Consider the following 15,726-nt stretch of genomic DNA (forward strand, 5'->3'; position numbering starts at 1 on the left):
CCGTGTGAAATCCACGGTCCTCGACGGGGCCTGGAGGGGTGGATGCGACACTCTTCCAGGCCCTTGTCGTGTGCTGGGGCTGGTGCGGGCGGAGGGTCCGGGCCGGTGGTCGGGGAGCGAGTGGACGAAGGTAGGTTGAAGGCCATGTCGAACATCACATCCCGGTCGGTACTGGTGACGGGTGGCAACCGGGGCATCGGCCTCGCGGTCGCTCAGCGCCTGGCTGCCGACGGACACAAGGTTGCTGTCACGCATCGGGGTTCGGGCGCACCGGAGGGGCTGTTCGGTGTGAAATGCGATGTGACGGATGCAGAATCGGTGAATCTCGCCTTCTCCGAGGTGGAGGAGAAGCAGGGGCCGGTGGAGGTGCTGGTCGCCAATGCGGGGATCACCGACAACACGCTGCTGATGCGGATGACCGAGGAGCAGTTCACGCGCGTTCTCGACGCGAACCTCACCGGTGCGTTCCGCTGTGCGCAGCGCGCCACGCGAGCGATGCAGCGGGCGAAGTGGGGTCGAATGATCTTCCTGGGGTCGGTGGTCGGCATGGTCGGCATCCCGGGGCAGGTCAATTACGCCGCGTCGAAGGCGGGCCTGATCGGCATGGCGCGGGCGATCACCCGCGAGATCGGTTCCCGCAACATCACCGCGAATGTGGTGGCGCCCGGCTTCATCGACACCGAGATGACCCAGGCGATGGAGGACCGGTTCGTCGAGGCGGCCATGGAGGCCATTCCGTCCAAGCGCGTCGGCCGTCCGGAGGAAGTGGCCGCCGCGATCAGCTTCCTCGCCTCCGACGAGGCCGCCTACATCTCCGGCGCCGTCATCCCCGTGGACGGTGGAATGGGCATGGGCCACTGACCCTTTCGTCCTTTTTGTCCCCCATCCACGTAGATCTTCGACCCGACAGGAGACCCCGAACCCAATGAGCGGATTGCTCGAAGGCAAGACCGTACTCATCACCGGCATCATCACCGACTCCTCCATCGCGTTCCACGCGGCCAAGGTCGCGCAGGAGCAGGGCGGAAAGGTGATCATCACCGGCATCCCGGAGCGGCTGCGACTGATCGACCGCATCGCCAAGCGGCTGCCGCAGGAGATCCCGCCCGCCATCGCGCTCGACGTCACCAGCGAGGACGATCTGGCGGCGCTGCCGGACAAGGTGCGGGAGCTGGCCCCCGAGGGCGTCGACGGTGTGCTGCACTCGATCGCGTTCGCCCCGCGCACCCTGATGGGTCCCGAAGCCAAGCCGTTCCTCGACGGCCCGGGCCCGGATGCGGCCAAGGCGTTCGAGATCTCCGCGTGGAGCTATGCGTCGCTGGCGCGCGCGGTGCTGCCGGTGATGAACGAGGGCGGCTCCATCGTCGGCATGGACTTCGATCCGCGCACCGCGATGCCGTACTACAACTGGATGGGTGTGGCCAAGGCCGCGCTGGAGTCGGTGAACCGCTACGTCGCGCGAGAGGTGGGGGAGGCCAAGCGGATTCGCTCCAACCTGATCGCCGCCGGTCCGATCAAGACCCTCGCCGCCAAGGCCATCGCGGGCACCGCCACCGATGACGCCAAGCAGCTGAGCATGCTCAACACCTACTGGGACGGCGCGTCGCCGATCGGCTGGGACGTCGACGACCCGACCGTGGTGGCCAAGTCCATCGTGACCCTGCTGTCGGACTGGCTGCCCGGCACCACCGGTTCGATCATCTACGTGGACGGCGGCGCGAGCCACAACACCTGGCTGCCCACAGACGGTTTCCCCACCAACTGAGAGGGAGTTCGAGGCTGTGACCGGGCCCGTCGACGCGCTGCTGCTGCTGTCCTTCGGCGGCCCCGAACGCCCCGAGGACGTGATGCCGTTCCTGGAGAACGTCACTCGCGGGCGGGGCGTGCCGCCGGAGCGGTTGGCCGAGGTCGCCGAGCACTACCTGCATTTCGGGGGAGTGTCGCCGATCAATGCGCTCAACCGCGACATCATCAAGGCGGTCGAGGCCGAATTCGCCGCGCACGGCGTCGATCTGCCGGTGTATTTCGGCAACCGCAACTGGCATCCGATGGTCGAGGACACCGTGGAGCGGATGCGTGCCGACGGAATCGGTGCGGCGCTGGTGTTCCCGACCTCGGCGTGGGGCGGGTATTCGGGCTGTCGCCAGTACGACGAGGACATCGCGCGGGCCCGCGCCGCGGTGGGGGAGGGTGCGCCCACCCTGGTGAAGCTGCGGCAGTATTTCGATCATCCACTGCTGATCGAGGCGTTCGCGGATGCGATTCGCGCTGCGCGAGAACACCTTCCGGCCGATCGACGCGAGTGCGCGCGGCTGGTGTTCACGGCGCATTCCATTCCGGTGTCGGCGGATCTGGCCGCCGGGCCCCCGGCCGACGGCGGCCGCCTCTACAGCCGCCAGGTCGCCGATGCGGCCCGATTGTGCGCGGCGGCAAGCGGATTCGGCGATTACGACGTCGTCTGGCAGTCGCGGTCGGGCCCGCCACAGGTGCCGTGGCTGGAACCCGACATCGTCGACCACCTGGAGGCGCTGTCCGGCCAGGGCGTCGACGCGGTGGTGGTGTGCCCGGTCGGATTCGTCTCCGATCACCTCGAGGTCATCTGGGATCTGGACAACGAGGCGAAGGATAAGGCCGCGGAGCTGGGCATGGCCTTCGCACGAGCCGCCACGCCCGGGCCGGATCCGCGGTTCGCGCAATTGGTCGCCGAACTGGTGGCCGAACATCTCGGCGATGCCGAACCCCGGCGGCTGGGCTCGGTGCCCGGTTACGGCTGCACCGTCGACGGTGCGCCGTGCATCGTCGGATGTTGCGAATCGCCGCGCCGCGGAAGGTAATTCAGGGCCGTCGGCCGTGGGCGCCCTCATGCCGGTGACGCCAGAACGGCAGATGCGAGGGCCCGTGATGCGGCCGGTGCTCGGTGCGGTGGCGTTCCCGGCGTGGGGATGGCGCGTCGGGCTGCGGGTCGGAAGGCGCGTCGGCCTCCGGCCCGCTCGGCGCGTCGGCCGGACCGGACGTGTCGGGTGGGATGTCGGAGGAGACGGGACCGCCGGGACTCGCCGCATCCGCCTGCTGAGGCTGTGGCGCGGGCGGCTGGGCCTCCGCCGCCGGCGGCGGATTCGGCTGCGCGGCGGCCTTCAGCAGATGGTCGTCGGTTTGGGCTCGCGGTTGCCGAGGGGCGTTCTGCGGTGCGACCACGGCCTGCGGCGGTGGCGTCTTCGGGGAACCCGGCTCCATGAACAGCGTCCCCGCGGACACCGCCACGACGGACAGCGCGGCGGCCCCGGCCAGCACCAGCGGCCGACGACCCGGACGCGCGGTCTCGACCACGCGCGCGTCGTGGGTCCGGGCCGCCCGTGCGGCGGCTCCGACGGCGATACAGTGCCCCGGATCGGCGGAAGTGACCACGGGGCGCCCGAGTTCGGCCAGGACACCGGCGACTTCCGACCCTCGAGAAGCGCCGCCCACCACCAGAATTCGATCGATCTCGCCGATGCTCGTCAATGCCGATCGTAGACATTCGTCGACTACCCGGAACGAGTAGCGCACGTGTGCGGCCCGCAGCTCGTCGCAGTCGGTGAGCTCGGAAGCCGGTCGCCCGTCGTCGGACAGCGCGACCTTCTCGGCAATCCACGCGCCGAGTGGCTCGCCGCCGAAATCGTAGGACCGCAGGGGTGTTCCGACGATCGTCGGCTGCTCCGGGCCGACGCGCACCAGCGTGACGTCCAGGGAGGTCGCGCCGAGATCGTAGACGAGCACGAGCCCCGGATCCGGCGCACCGTGTTCGTGCGCAAGCCATTCCACGGCGGCGACCGGTTCGGGCACCAGGAGCACCGACCGGGTGACCGACAGTTCCAGCGCCTGCCGCAGCAGCTCCACCTGTTTGTCGGAGTAGCCGGCGGGGTAGGTGACGGCGACATCCGCGGCGGGACTGACCGGATCCAGGAGGTTGCACACGACCGAGGCGATCATCATCGTCGGTGACCAGACCCGACCCGCGACCGTCACCGTCTCCGGCTGCCGGGCCAGATCCGCGAAATCGGTGATCACGGTACCGAGGGCATGGTCGGCCTCGGCCGCGGTGGCTCCGGACGGGTCGATCGTCACGGCGGTCTTGCGGCTCGATACGGAGGTCCGACCGGCGCCGGTGATCGACGCCGACACGGTATTGATCGCACCGACGCTGATACCCACGCCGGCGACCGCCGTCCTGCTGCTCCGGCGCGGCCGGTGCCCGCCGAGTGGACCGTTCACAACAACCATGGGGACTCCCTCGAATCGAGGTACGCCGATCAACTGGTCATACGATCGTTTGCTGAACGGTAGCTGAAGTTGGAACGGTATCGCCAGGGCAGTGTTGCGTGAATCATGTTCGACCTTCAACCGAGGCGTCCGGCATCCGCGCCGTGGTCGGTTCCCGAAATGAGGCGATACGCTGGCCCCGGTGAACGATGCCTCGCCCACGCCGTCACGGCTGACCGCCGTGCTCGACTGGTTGTTCGAACCGCCACGGCCTGCGCTCACCGCCACGGTCTTCCTGATCACCACCGCGACAGGGGTTGCGCAGCTGGCATATCCGGCGTTGTTCGACCACGTGCGGCGCGACCCGAGCCGCATCGATGCCGGGCAGTGGTGGCGGCTGCTCACCGCGATGTTCTTCCAGGACGGGTGGGCGGCCGGGTTGATCTTCAATCTGATGATCCTGCTCGTGTTCGGAGCGATCGCCGAACGAGTCCTCGGCCGCGCCCGGTGGCTGCTGATGTACTTCGGCTGCGGCCTGTTCGGCCAGGCGATGAGCTATTTGTGGCTGCACTCCACCGGTGCGGGCAATTCGATGTGCGTCGCCGGTCTCGTCGGCGCGCTCACCCTCACCGCACTACGCGCCCCGGACCGCTTCGGGCCGCGCAGGCCGGGCAAGCCCCTCCTCTATGCGGTCCCCGTCCTGGCCGTGGTCGACACTGTTCTCCGAGACAACCACGGACTGCCCGTCCTGCTGGGCATGGCGCTGGGCCTGCTGTTGCTGCCGGATCGGTCAGGAATCGAGAAGCCCGGCACCGGGGACCACGCTTAGCGTGATGGCCATGGATATCAGCATTCACGCGAGCTTCCTCCCGCACAACGATCCGAAGGCCGCGATCGCCTTCTACCGCGACGTAGTCGGCTTCGAGGTGCGCAACGACGTCGGATACAACGGGATGCACTGGATCACGGTCGGCCCGGCCGACCAGCCCGAAACGTCGATCGTCCTGTACCCGCCGGAGGCCAGCCCCGGCCTGACCGACGACGAGCGCCGCACCATCACCGAGATGATGGCCAAGGGCACCTACGCCAGCATCGTCTTGGCCACCAAGGATGTCGACGGCGTCTTCGAGCGCCTGCAGGCCCGCGACGCCGAGGTCGTCCAGGAGCCGACCGACCAGCCCTACGGGGTCCGCGACTGCGCCTTCCGCGACCCCGCGGGCAATATGCTCCGCATCCAGGAACTGCGCTGACGCCGATGAGGACCGCCGGGAGTGCCGACGGCCCTCGGCGTCCGGGCTATGCGTGGATGGCCTGATCCAGCAAGGTCCGGTGGCGGATCATCCAGGCCGCGGCGCGGGCCCGCCACGCCAGTGACCACAGCGGTGTGGGGTCGGTCGAATCCGGAGTGATCCCGGCTTGCGTCGCTTCGGCGGCGCAGTCGCGGATCGCGACCTCGATCATCCGGGTGACCAGTCCCTCTCGATCGGCTGCGGGTAGTTCGTAGCCGTCGAGGAACAACCGCAGGTGACGGGCCCGGGTGGGCGCATCGGGCAGTTCGTTGCGGGCGGCGACATCGTCGTCGTGCAACTGGGCGTGCCACCAGGCCGCCGTCGCGACCTCGTCGAGGCGGTCGACCGGTCCGGCCAGGGTCCAGTCGATGAATGCCACGGGATGCCCGTCGCGAGCCACCGTGTGCCACGGCCCGGCGTCGCAGTGCCCGATCACGGCATCGGGACCGTCGCGATGCATCCACCACGGATGCCAGACCGCATTCGCGGGAGGGGTGAAATCGGCTGCGGCGTCGTGGAATTCGCGCAGCAGCCGACCGGCCTGCCGGACGCCCTCGGCCGACCACGCGTGTGGATGGCCGATGGTGCCGTCGATATAGGTCAGGACCTCGTTCCCGTCGGCGTCGAAGCCGTCGCCGACCACCCGGGGTGCGCCGGTGAACCCGACCCGTTCCAGGTGACGCAGCAGCGCGTGCACGGTGGTGGTCCACGGTCCGGCCGGACGTCTGACGGTCCCGCCGGAACGCACGACCCGGCTGGGCCCGCCGTCGGCCGCGGGCAGCGGCTCGACGGATGAATTGGAAGACATTGATTCTCCTCGTACTCGACGTGGTATGGAATCGCACCGACGCGAGACGAGAGCCGGGAATGGTGAGAAGTCAGTCCCCGGTGTTCGCACGCATCGGAGCGGTAGCGACTACCTCGTTGCAGACCATGAAAGCCACGTCTACCTCCTCTACTCGACGGCTCGGCCCACGGTATCGCGAACTGCCGCGCCGACGCGATCGAGTTTCCTGTCACAGCGCAGTTGACCTCGACTTCGGTTGAGGTTCTAGGTTTCTGGGCGGAACTACCGATCCCTGTTGTGGAGGACGACCGATGGCAATCGACCCGGATGTGGCGAAAGTCCTCGCGAATGTGCGTGTCATGGAGCTCAGTACGGTCACCAAGAAGGGGGGCCTGAGCACCAAGCCGATGAGTGCGGTCTGGCTGCCGGAGACCGAGCGGATCATCATGACCACGCCGCTCGCATATCCCCAGAAGGTCTACAACATTCGGCGCGACGGCCGGGTGGGGCTGTTCTACTCCGACTTCACCGGCACCGACCTCGCCGGTGCCGAAGCGGTGCTGGTGCAGGGCACGGCGCAGGCACCCGAGACGGTTGCGGCGCCGCAGGACATTCCTGAGTTCTGGCAGAACGTTTTTCGCAGGGTGCCCGAGGCTTCCCCGGATTTCGGTTCCGAGGAGTACCGAACCGCCATGGAGTGGTACTACTGGCGGCTGCCGATCGTCGTCACACCGGAGCGCGTGCATGTGGCCGACGCGGTCGACGCGGGCGGTGCGTGGGAGCCGCCCCTACCGGAGACCGCGGCGATGACGGTGCGGATCGCCGACGCCCTCGCGCGGTATCCCACGGCGGTGCTGTGCTCGCGGGACGCGAGCGGGTACCCGTTCTCCGCACGAGTGACCGTCGCGCAGGATGGTGCCGGGCGGCTGCGAGTCGAGCCGCGTCAGCCCTTCTCCGGCCTCCCCGGTCCGGCGAACCTGTTGTGGCACAGGCACAACGGCCGTTCCGGCGAGATGCACTCGCTGCTGGTGGACGGGACTCTGACGCAGGACGGATCGGCGTGGGCATTCCTGCCGGAGCGGATACCCGGTCAGCTGGCCTCGGGCCGCGACGAGAGCTCCTACGAGGCCTGGATCGCCGACGGACGGCAGCGGACGCACCAGTATCTCGCCAAGCGCGGCCTGCGGCCACCGGAGATCGACTGGGCCGCGCTCACGGCCTTCGCACAGTCCTGACAACCGAAAGGAATCCCGAATGAAGGCCGTCGTTTTCGAGGAATACGGGCCGCCGGAGGTGCTGCGGATCGTCGATCTCGCCACGCCGAACCCGGAACCCGGTCAAGTGCGTGTACGGGTCCACGCCAGTGGCGTCCAGCCGTTCGATACGGGGGTCCGCCAGGGCTGGCCCGGCTTCCCCGTGACCTTTCCGGCGCAGATCGGCAACGAGTTCGCCGGTGTCGTGGACGCCGTCGGGCCCGATGTCACCGAATTCGTGCCCGGCGACGAGGTCCTGGGCTGGGTGTTCATGGCCGGATTGGCGGAGTACGTGGTGGTCGGCACCGATGCGGTGGTCCCGAAGCCGCAGACCATGCCTTGGGAGGTCGCGGGATCGCTGTCCGCATCCGGGCAGACCGCCTACACCGCGCTGCACGAATTGGGTGTCGGTCAAGGAGATACGGTGCTGGTCCACGCGGCCGCCGGTGGTGTCGGCACGGTCGCGGTGCAGCTCGCCAGGGCGTGGGGAGCCACAGTGCTCGGCACCGCGAGCCCCGCCAACCACTCCTATCTCCAGGAATTAGGGGCGATGCCGGTGGCCTACGGGGAGGGCCTGATCGAGCGAGTGCGACAGATCGCACCGCAGGGCGTGGACGCCGTGGTCGACGGTGCGGGCGGCCGGGCGCTACGGGATTCGATCGAACTCGTCGAAAACGCCGACCGGATAGGAACTCTCGTCGACCATGCGCTCGCCGAACAGCTGGGCGCGCGCAGCATCCGGGCCCAGCGCTCCGCGTCACGTCTGGCGGAACTGGTCCGGCTCTGGGAGCGGGGCAGCCTGCGAGTGCATGTGCGCGCGACCTACCCGCTCGATCGGGCCGCCGAAGCCCATCGCGACGTGGAGCGAGGCCACGGTCGGGGCAAGGTCGCCGTCGTGGTCCGGGACTGACGGAGACCCGCTCGTGTGGGTCAGGCGGGGTGGCCGGGGGTGAGGTGGGCGACGGCGCTGTAGCGCAGGGCGGTGGGGTTGTTGCCGCGGAGCTTGCCGGTGATGGGTTCCAGGACGATGCCGACGTGGTCGCCGAAGTCGTGGCGATGCTTGATCTTTCCGGTGAACCAGGCGGGGGTGGCGGCGAGAATGGGCAGACCGTTGGGCCCGGGGTGCCACTCGCAGTGGGCGAATTTGTCGACGCCGTCACCGCTTTCGGAACCGAACAGGCGGGCCAGGGGCAGCTGCCGGGAGTCGAGCAGGTGGACCGCCAGCGAATCCGCCTCGCTGGCGACCCGGAAGGTGTTGTTGGTCTTCGATAATCCGACCAGGTAGCGGGGCGGGTCGATGCTCACCTGACTCGAGAAACCGACCAGACAGCCCGCGCGGCGACCGCCGGCCTCGGTGGTGACCACGACTACGGGGTAGTCGGCGGCCGCGACGAACTGGTCGAAGTACGCGTGGCTCGGTGCGGTATCGCCGGGCATTGCTTCTCCTCCGGATCTCGGTCCGAGTCTGCCGACGGGCAACTCGATCATGATGCACGGTTTCCTCGACGCTGGGAAGCCGGTGTTTCACTCGCATGGACACGACCTCGCCGGGTATCACCGCACCTGCGACGAGAGGAGTGTGTCGATGCGGTTGCGACGCAGCACGCCGTACGGGCCCGGCCTGCGCCGAGTCCGGCGCGGGCGTGGTTTCTCCTATATCGATGCCGACGGTGTGCCGGTCACCGATCCCGAGACGTCGCAGCGCATCCACGGCCTGGCGATACCCCCTGCTTGGCGCAAGGTGTGGATCTGTCCGTATCCGAATGGTCACATTCAAGCGGTGGGCGTGGACTCCGCAGGTCGCCGCCAATACCTCTACCATCAGCAGTGGCGCAGGGAACGCGACGAGGAGAAGTTCGATCGGGTGCTCGAGCTGGCCGCGCGGCTGCCGCAGCTCCGGGAACGGATCGATGCGGATCTGCGGCTTCCGGGGCTGGATCGCGCTCGCATCGAAGCCGTCGCGATCGGTTTGCTGGACCGCGGTGTCTTCCGGATCGGCGGCGAGGAATACGCCGAGGAGAACGGCACCCGCGGCGTGGCGACGCTGCTGCGCGAGCAGGTGCGCGTCTCCGGCGACGAGATGCTGTTCGACTACCCGGCCAAGGGTGGCATCCGGCGGCGGGTGCGGGTGCGTGAGCCGCAGCTGGCGCGGGCGGTGCGGAGCTTGAAACGCACGCGCTCGCCGAACGGACGGCTGCTGGCGTATCGGAACGGCTCCGGCTATCGCGAACTGCACGCCGATGACATCAATGCCCGGTTCAAGGAATTGGTCGGCGGCGAGTGCACTGCGAAGGATCTGCGCACCTGGCAGGCGACCGTGCTGGCGGCGGCCGAATTCGCGGGGATCGAGCGCCCGAGTTCCCAGCGCGGTCGCAAGAGCGCGGTGCGGCAGGTGATGGCGGAGGTCGCCGCTGCCCTCGGCAATACGCCCGATGTGGCGCGCAACTCCTATGTCGACCCGCGCGTCGTCACCGCTTTCGAACAAGGGCAGACGATCGCCTCGGCGTTGCCTCGCGCACGGCGGGCCGGTTCCGACGACGAGCGTCAGGCGATCGTGGAGCGAGCGGTCATCCGGTTGTTGCGCACCGCGTCGCGGTAGTCGCCGGTGAATCGGCGATGTTTGTCGCCACGCGCTCGGGTATCCGGAGATCATGACCCAGATCGACGATTTGGCCAGGACCCGTTCCGAAACGATCGCGACCAGTGACGCCGATCCGGTCGGCGTCATCGGTTCCGCCCGGGCCGCACAGGCGGACTGGGCGAGCACGCCCGCGACAGCCCGCGCAGAGGTGCTGAGCGCGGGCGCGGCCGCAGTCCGCGAGCATGCCGACGAGTTGGCCGTCACGCTCGAGCGCGAAACCGGGCGACCCGCCGCGACCGGACGCGAGGGCGTGCTGGCGGGTGCGGGCACCCTGGAGCAGTATGCCGAGCTGGGCCCGGTGCACCGCGGGCGCGCCCTGCAGGGTAATTGGGGCGCAACGGATTTCATGATTCCGCAGGCGCGGGGCGTGGTGGTCGCGCTCACGCCGTGGAACGATCCGGTCGCCATCGCCGCGGGTCTGCTGGGAGCCGCGCTGGCCACCGGGAATACCGTGGTGCACAAGCCGAGCGAACGCTGCCCGGAGACGGGACGGCTGCTGGGCCGATTGCTCGCCGAGCGGTGTCCGGCCGATGTGCTGCAGACGATTTCGGGAGACGGCCGCGTCGGTGCGGCGCTGGCCGGGACGCCCGGGGTGGACGTCGTCGCGCATGTCGGCGGCACCATGACCGGTCGCAGTATTGCCGCCGCGGCCGCGCGGACGGGCGCGAAGGTCCTGCTGGAGAACGGCGGCAACGATCCGCTGATCGTCGATGCGGACGTGGACCCGGTGTGGGCGGCCGAGCAGGCGGCGATCGGGGCATTCACCAATGCGGGGCAGATCTGTACCTCGGTGGAGCGAATCTACGTGCACCGCACGATCGCCGACGAATTCGTGCCCGCGCTGTGCGAGCAGGCCGAACGGTGGAATGCGGATCCGCAGCCACTGGTGGACGACCGACTGCGGGCCGACGTGCACGCGCAGGTGTCCGAGGCGCTGTCGCAGGGCGCGAAAGCCCTTGTCGGCGGGCGTATTCCGGACGACCCCGGCAGCGGGTATCCGGCGACGGTTTTGACCGACTGCACGCCGGCGATGCGGGTCCTGCGCGAAGAGACGTTCGGCCCCATCGCACCCGTCCGCGTGGTCGCCGATTTCCCGACGGGGCTGGCGGAGGCGTGCGATGACGAATACGGGTTGGCCGCAACGGTTCTCACCAACTCCATGGAGCACGCCCAGCAGGCGTGGCGGGCGTTGCCGGTGGGAACGGTGAAGATCAATGCCGTGTTCGGCGGTGCGCCCGGCGGTGCCGCGCAGCCGCGCCGGCTGTCGGGGACCGGCTTCGGTTACGGGCCCGAACTCCTCGACGAGATGACGACGGTGAAGGTCGTGCATCTGGAGGCCGCGCCGCATCGCCGCTGACTCATCGCCAGCTGGGCAGCCACATGTGGTGATTCCAGGTCGACACCGTGATCGGAAGTCCGGTGAGGATCGGGTAGATCCACAGGAAGTTGGCCACGACGAGGCCGAGATACAGGCACACCAGGAGCAGCCCGGTCCCGCGGCGCTCGCGCGGTTCGGTTGCCCTGCCGATGATTTCACCCGACGCCGCGGCGAGGAGCATGATCAGAAACGGTGCCATGGCGGTGGCGTAGAAGTAGTACATCTGCCGGTCCAGCGTCACGAACCACGGCAGCCAGGCCGCGCCGTACCCGACCAGCACGGCGGCATAACGCCAGTCGCGGCGGGTGAGCGTGCGCCACAGCGCCCAGGCGAGGACGGGAAAGGCCAACCACCAGATCGCCGGGGTCCCCAGCAGCATGACCGCCCGCATGCAGGACGGCTGGCCGCAGCCGGTGGTCTGTGCGGGCTCGGGCAGGTAATACAGCATCGGCCGCAGACCCATCGGCCACGTCCAGGGCTTGGACTCCCACGGATGGTGATGCCCGGCCGAATTGGTCAGGTGGATATGGAAATCGAGGATCGCGCCGTGGTTGTACCACAGCGACCGCAGCGCATCGGGGACGAAGGAGAAGATTCCGTCTCGGCCGACCTGAATGCCCACCGCGTACCGATTGATACCCGTCTCGCTGGCGAACCACCCTGTGTAGGACGCCAAATACACGGCGGAGCCGACGAATACGAATGCGAACAGCGCAGGCGGTCCGTCGCGCAGCACGGTGCCGAGCCACGGACGCGTCACACCGTAGGCGCGGCGGGCGCTCAGGTCGAATGCGAGGGTCAACAGCAGGAAGGCGAGCAGAAAATAACCGCCGGACCATTTGGTGCCGCAGGCCAACCCGAGCAGCACGCCCGCGCCGAACCGCCACCAGCGCACGCCGAGCCGAGGACCCCACGGGATCGGCGTGATTCGATCGTCCCAGCAGGCCCGCGCCATCCTGGCCCGAACCTCGTCGCGGTCGACGATCAGGCAGCCGAACGCCGCGGTGACGAACAAGGCCTGGAAGATGTCGAGCATCCCGATGCGCGACTGGACGAATGTGACACCGTCGGCGATCATCAGGATTCCCGCGATCGCACCGATCATCGTCGAGCGGGTCATCCTGCGCACGATGCGAATGACCAGCAGCACGAGCAGGGTTCCGGCGATCGCTGCGGAGAACCGCCAGCCCCAGGCGTTCCAGCCGAACAGGCCCTCCCCGATCGCGATGAGCAGCTTCCCGACGGGCGGGTGCACGACCACCGAGTAGGCGGGATTGTCCTCGACCCCCATGCCGTTGGTGAGCATCTCCCACGCCTGGGCGGCGTAGTACTTCTCGTCGAAAACCGGTGTCCCCGCCTCGGTCGGGTGGTCCAGGTTCACGAATCGGGTGACCGCCGCGAGGAGGGTGAGGACCGCGGTCACCCACCACCCGCGCGCCCGGTCCGCGGGGCCGGCGTCGAGCCCGGGCCGCAGTACCGCGGGCCCGGCCATCGGGCGCGATACGGCACCCATCCCGACGGGACGAACCATGCCGCACACCCTACGGAACCGTTACCGGCGGCAACCACGACATCGGCGCGATGGCCTGGCTCGGATCAGAAGTCGAGGGCGGGAACACGGGCGTACACGCCCGGATAGCCCGGTTCGGCCGATCCCTTGGCCCAGGAGGTGAGGGCGACGACCTTCCCACCGATCAGAAGTGGCCCGCCGCTGTCGAATTGGGCGGTGTCCGCCGTGGGAGAGCCGGCGCAGACGGCCTGGGCCGGGTCGAAATCGGAACCGTACGCGGTCGCGCAGTCGTCGTCGCTTCGCAGTGGGATGGTGGCCGTGCGCAGGCGGGAGTTCGACCAGTCGTCCTCGGCGGTGGCGCCCCAGCCGACGACGGTCGCCGAGTCACCCTGCGGTGCACCGATGTCCACCGTCGGCAAGGCGACCGGTTCGGTCAGGGTGAGCACCGCGATGTCGTGGTGGAAGGCGAGGTCGCCGTCGAATGTCGATACGCGGAAATCGGGGTGCAGGTGGATGGCCTCGACCCGCGCGGTGATTCCACCGTCCCCGGCCACATCGGTCCGGCCGAAGGTGATGGTGAGGGTTTCCGGAGCCGGGCGGGCGAGGACAGCGCAGTGACCTGCCGTCAAGACTCGGTCGGGCGCGACCAGCACACCGGCGCAGAAGTGACCACCCGGACGGAACGGAAATGCCGGGGTGCCGATCGCTGCCAGCCAGGGGTAGGCCGCCGCCTCGGCCGCACTGCCACCGATGACGGCCTGGGCCGGAGTGGCAACGGCGAGACCGATCGACACGGCTGCCGCCACCGCGGCCCCACGACGGGGGACTGCCATGGATTCACCTCCGTGCCGGTAGCCGACGATCGGCCCATTCAAGCAGATCGGAACATTTTCACGCCGATCGGCCGACTGTGTCGGCGGCCCGGCTTACCTTACGAAGGGTGACCACCTGGATCGAGTTCACGAAGTCCGCTCCGCGCATCTCCGCGATCTTTCTGCGCCGCCACACGGCGACGAAGAACCTGTGCCTGCTGGCAACCACTCGCGCGGACGGTTATCCGCGCATCAGCCCGCTCGAGCCACGCTTGTTCGAGGACGAGCTGTGGCTGGTCGGCATGCCCGACACCCGCAAATTCGACGACCTGCGCCGCGACCCTCGCTTCTGCCTGCACACCGCCACGGTCGACACCCAGGTCAGCGACGGCGACGCCAAACTGTTCGGCGTCGTGCGCGACGTCCGCGACGAGGACCTGCAGCAACGCTGGGCACAGGCCCTCTACGACGAGACGGGTTTCGACCTGCGCGGCCACACCTTCGACCCGTTCTTCGCCGCCGACATCACCGGCGCCTCCGCTGTCGAGGTCGGCGACGACTATTTGGAAGTGATCATCTGGAAGCCCGACCGCGGTGAATACTCGGTCCGGAAACACGGCCCCGAATAACCGACGGGGTTGAGGGGGCTCAGCGGGCCGGAGCCGGAGGGCGCAGCAAGGTGCCGGTCAGGACGCCGTCGGCGGTGCGGGCGGCCACCACCGTCCAGGCCGCCAGCAACAGTGCGTACAGGGCGACCGAGACGATGGCGAAAACCGTGGCGCCGGTGCGGGTGTACAGGACGGTGCTGCCGGTGACGCAGGTGCCCAAGGGGAAGGTGAAGCCCCACCAGGTCAGGTTGAACGGCATGGTCGCGCGCTCGCGGGCGGTGATAGCGATGGCCAGGGCAAGCCACAGCATCGCGAAACCCCAGACGACGACGCCGTAGACCACGGCAAAGACCTCCAACCCGGATGCGTACAGGTGCGGCAGCGCCTGCGGTCCGGTATTCGCGAGCAGTCCCGCGGCCGTGACCGACTGGCCGAGTGGGCCCAGCACGAGCCACACCGTGGCCACGGCACCTCGGGCCGGCGGGCCGTAATGCAGCAGCCGCGACCAGATCAGCGTGGTGGTGACCAGCGCGGCGATCAGGCTGACCCCGAACATCGCGAAACAGGCCAGTACCAGCGTCAATCGAGCCTGCCCGGGCGGAGTGTGCGGGACGAGCATCGCACCGGTCGCCGCGGAGACCATGGGCGGCACCACCGGCATCAGCCAGCCGCCGAAGGCGGCATCGGGATCGAATCGATGCCGGGTGATCATGCGGTAGGGGATGGCGAACGCGGTCGCCAGGCCGAGCACCGTGCCCGCCGACCAGAGCACCCAGTCGATCGCCACCGCCGCGGTTGTCCCGACCACGTCGCGGCCGACCAGCAGTGCGCCGAGTCCGACGGTCAGCAGCGCCATCGGCGGTGCTCCATAGAACTGGGACATGACCGGATGCGCGCCGTGGGCGCGGGCGTTGTCCGGGAAGCGGCGCCAGTGCATCGTCCAGGCCGTGATCAGCGCGACCAGCAGCACTGCCGCGGCCACCCACACGAGGGTCGCGAACGCCCGCAGTCCCGGGAACTGCAGCGGCAGCGTGACGGCGGCATTCGACACGATTCCGGTGCCCATGACCACCGCGAACCAGTTCGGGCCGATATGGCCGAACGCGTCGCCCGGGCGGTCCAGCGCGGCCAGGAACCGGCGGGCGGGCCGTGCAACCGGAGGTGCGGGGCGATGGGTCAGCGTCGTCATGACTTCAGCCTCGCCGCCGC

16 protein-coding genes are annotated in these 15,726 nt (G+C 68.8%); 10 read left to right on the forward strand and 6 right to left on the reverse strand.

Features of this window, described 5'->3' with window-relative positions:
* Positions 1 to 144 precede the first annotated feature (144 nt).
* The 3 genes from fabG1 to IU452_RS22225 all read left to right on the forward strand — a co-directional run bounded on the left by fabG1 (position 145) and on the right by IU452_RS22225 (position 2,834).
* On the forward strand, positions 145 to 861 hold the full coding sequence (gene fabG1 / locus IU452_RS22215) for a 3-oxoacyl-ACP reductase FabG1 (protein WP_195111049.1): 717 nt from the start codon (positions 145 to 147) through the stop codon (positions 859 to 861).
* 64 nt (positions 862 to 925) lie between these two features.
* The gene (inhA, locus tag IU452_RS22220; protein WP_195111050.1) at positions 926 to 1,765 is read left to right on the forward strand and encodes an NADH-dependent enoyl-ACP reductase InhA; all 840 of its coding nucleotides are present in this window, start codon (positions 926 to 928) and stop codon (positions 1,763 to 1,765) included.
* A 16-nt stretch (positions 1,766 to 1,781) separates the two neighbouring features.
* Entirely contained in the window at positions 1,782 to 2,834 is a 1,053-nt protein-coding gene (locus IU452_RS22225; protein ID WP_195111051.1) for a ferrochelatase, read from the forward strand.
* 1 nt (position 2,835) lies between these two features.
* Here IU452_RS22225 and IU452_RS22230 read toward each other — a convergent pair whose 3' ends face one another.
* Positions 2,836 to 4,260: an Hsp70 family protein gene (locus IU452_RS22230; protein ID WP_195111052.1), complete on the reverse strand. Its 1,425-nt coding sequence runs from the start codon at positions 4,258 to 4,260 to the stop codon at positions 2,836 to 2,838.
* Between the two features lie 181 nt (positions 4,261 to 4,441).
* Between IU452_RS22230 and IU452_RS22235 the strand changes: the two genes are divergently transcribed.
* On the forward strand, positions 4,442 to 5,068 hold the full coding sequence (locus IU452_RS22235; protein ID WP_324192753.1) for a rhomboid family intramembrane serine protease: 627 nt from the start codon (positions 4,442 to 4,444) through the stop codon (positions 5,066 to 5,068).
* A gap of 10 nt (positions 5,069 to 5,078) precedes the next feature.
* Positions 5,079 to 5,489 carry a VOC family protein gene (locus IU452_RS22240; protein WP_195111053.1) on the forward strand — a complete coding sequence of 137 codons (411 nt, stop codon included), beginning with the start codon at positions 5,079 to 5,081 and terminating at the stop codon, positions 5,487 to 5,489.
* A 46-nt stretch (positions 5,490 to 5,535) separates the two neighbouring features.
* Here IU452_RS22240 and IU452_RS22245 read toward each other — a convergent pair whose 3' ends face one another.
* Positions 5,536 to 6,336: a phosphotransferase gene (locus tag IU452_RS22245; protein WP_195111054.1), complete on the reverse strand. Its 801-nt coding sequence runs from the start codon at positions 6,334 to 6,336 to the stop codon at positions 5,536 to 5,538.
* Between the two features lie 290 nt (positions 6,337 to 6,626).
* On the opposite strand from IU452_RS22245, the gene IU452_RS22250 reads away from it, so the two are divergent.
* Positions 6,627 to 7,550, forward strand: a complete 924-nt coding sequence (locus IU452_RS22250; protein WP_195111055.1) for a pyridoxamine 5'-phosphate oxidase family protein — start codon at positions 6,627 to 6,629, stop codon at positions 7,548 to 7,550.
* 19 nt (positions 7,551 to 7,569) lie between these two features.
* Positions 7,570 to 8,478 (forward strand): NADP-dependent oxidoreductase, encoded by a 909-nt coding sequence (locus tag IU452_RS22255; protein WP_195111056.1) that lies wholly within the window; start codon positions 7,570 to 7,572, stop codon positions 8,476 to 8,478.
* A 20-nt stretch (positions 8,479 to 8,498) separates the two neighbouring features.
* Here the strand turns inward: IU452_RS22255 and IU452_RS22260 are convergent, their stop codons facing one another.
* The gene (locus IU452_RS22260; protein WP_195111057.1) at positions 8,499 to 9,005 is read right to left on the reverse strand and encodes a flavin reductase family protein; all 507 of its coding nucleotides are present in this window, start codon (positions 9,003 to 9,005) and stop codon (positions 8,499 to 8,501) included.
* Between the two features lie 148 nt (positions 9,006 to 9,153).
* On the opposite strand from IU452_RS22260, the gene IU452_RS22265 reads away from it, so the two are divergent.
* The gene (locus tag IU452_RS22265) at positions 9,154 to 10,167 is read left to right on the forward strand and encodes a DNA topoisomerase IB (RefSeq protein ID WP_195111058.1); all 1,014 of its coding nucleotides are present in this window, start codon (positions 9,154 to 9,156) and stop codon (positions 10,165 to 10,167) included.
* Between the two features lie 52 nt (positions 10,168 to 10,219).
* Entirely contained in the window at positions 10,220 to 11,566 is a 1,347-nt protein-coding gene (locus tag IU452_RS22270) for an aldehyde dehydrogenase family protein (RefSeq protein ID WP_195111059.1), read from the forward strand.
* A 1-nt stretch (position 11,567) separates the two neighbouring features.
* On the opposite strand, the gene IU452_RS22275 is transcribed toward IU452_RS22270, so the two are convergent.
* Complete coding sequence (locus tag IU452_RS22275; RefSeq protein WP_195111287.1) at positions 11,568 to 13,079, reverse strand: dolichyl-phosphate-mannose--protein mannosyltransferase; 1,512 nt, start codon at positions 13,077 to 13,079, stop codon at positions 11,568 to 11,570.
* Positions 13,080 to 13,183: 104 nt separating this feature from the next.
* The gene (locus tag IU452_RS22280; protein WP_195111060.1) at positions 13,184 to 13,930 is read right to left on the reverse strand and encodes a serine protease; all 747 of its coding nucleotides are present in this window, start codon (positions 13,928 to 13,930) and stop codon (positions 13,184 to 13,186) included.
* A 107-nt stretch (positions 13,931 to 14,037) separates the two neighbouring features.
* Here IU452_RS22280 and IU452_RS22285 point away from each other — a divergent pair, with 107 nt between their 5' ends.
* On the forward strand, positions 14,038 to 14,538 hold the full coding sequence (locus IU452_RS22285; RefSeq protein ID WP_195111061.1) for a pyridoxamine 5'-phosphate oxidase family protein: 501 nt from the start codon (positions 14,038 to 14,040) through the stop codon (positions 14,536 to 14,538).
* 19 nt (positions 14,539 to 14,557) lie between these two features.
* Here IU452_RS22285 and IU452_RS22290 read toward each other — a convergent pair whose 3' ends face one another.
* Entirely contained in the window at positions 14,558 to 15,706 is a 1,149-nt protein-coding gene (locus IU452_RS22290; protein ID WP_195111062.1) for a TDT family transporter, read from the reverse strand.
* Between the last annotated feature and the right edge of the window lie 20 nt (positions 15,707 to 15,726).

The organism is Nocardia transvalensis, assembly GCF_015477765.1.
Taxonomy (GTDB): Bacteria; Actinomycetota; Actinomycetes; order Mycobacteriales; family Mycobacteriaceae; genus Nocardia; species Nocardia transvalensis_A.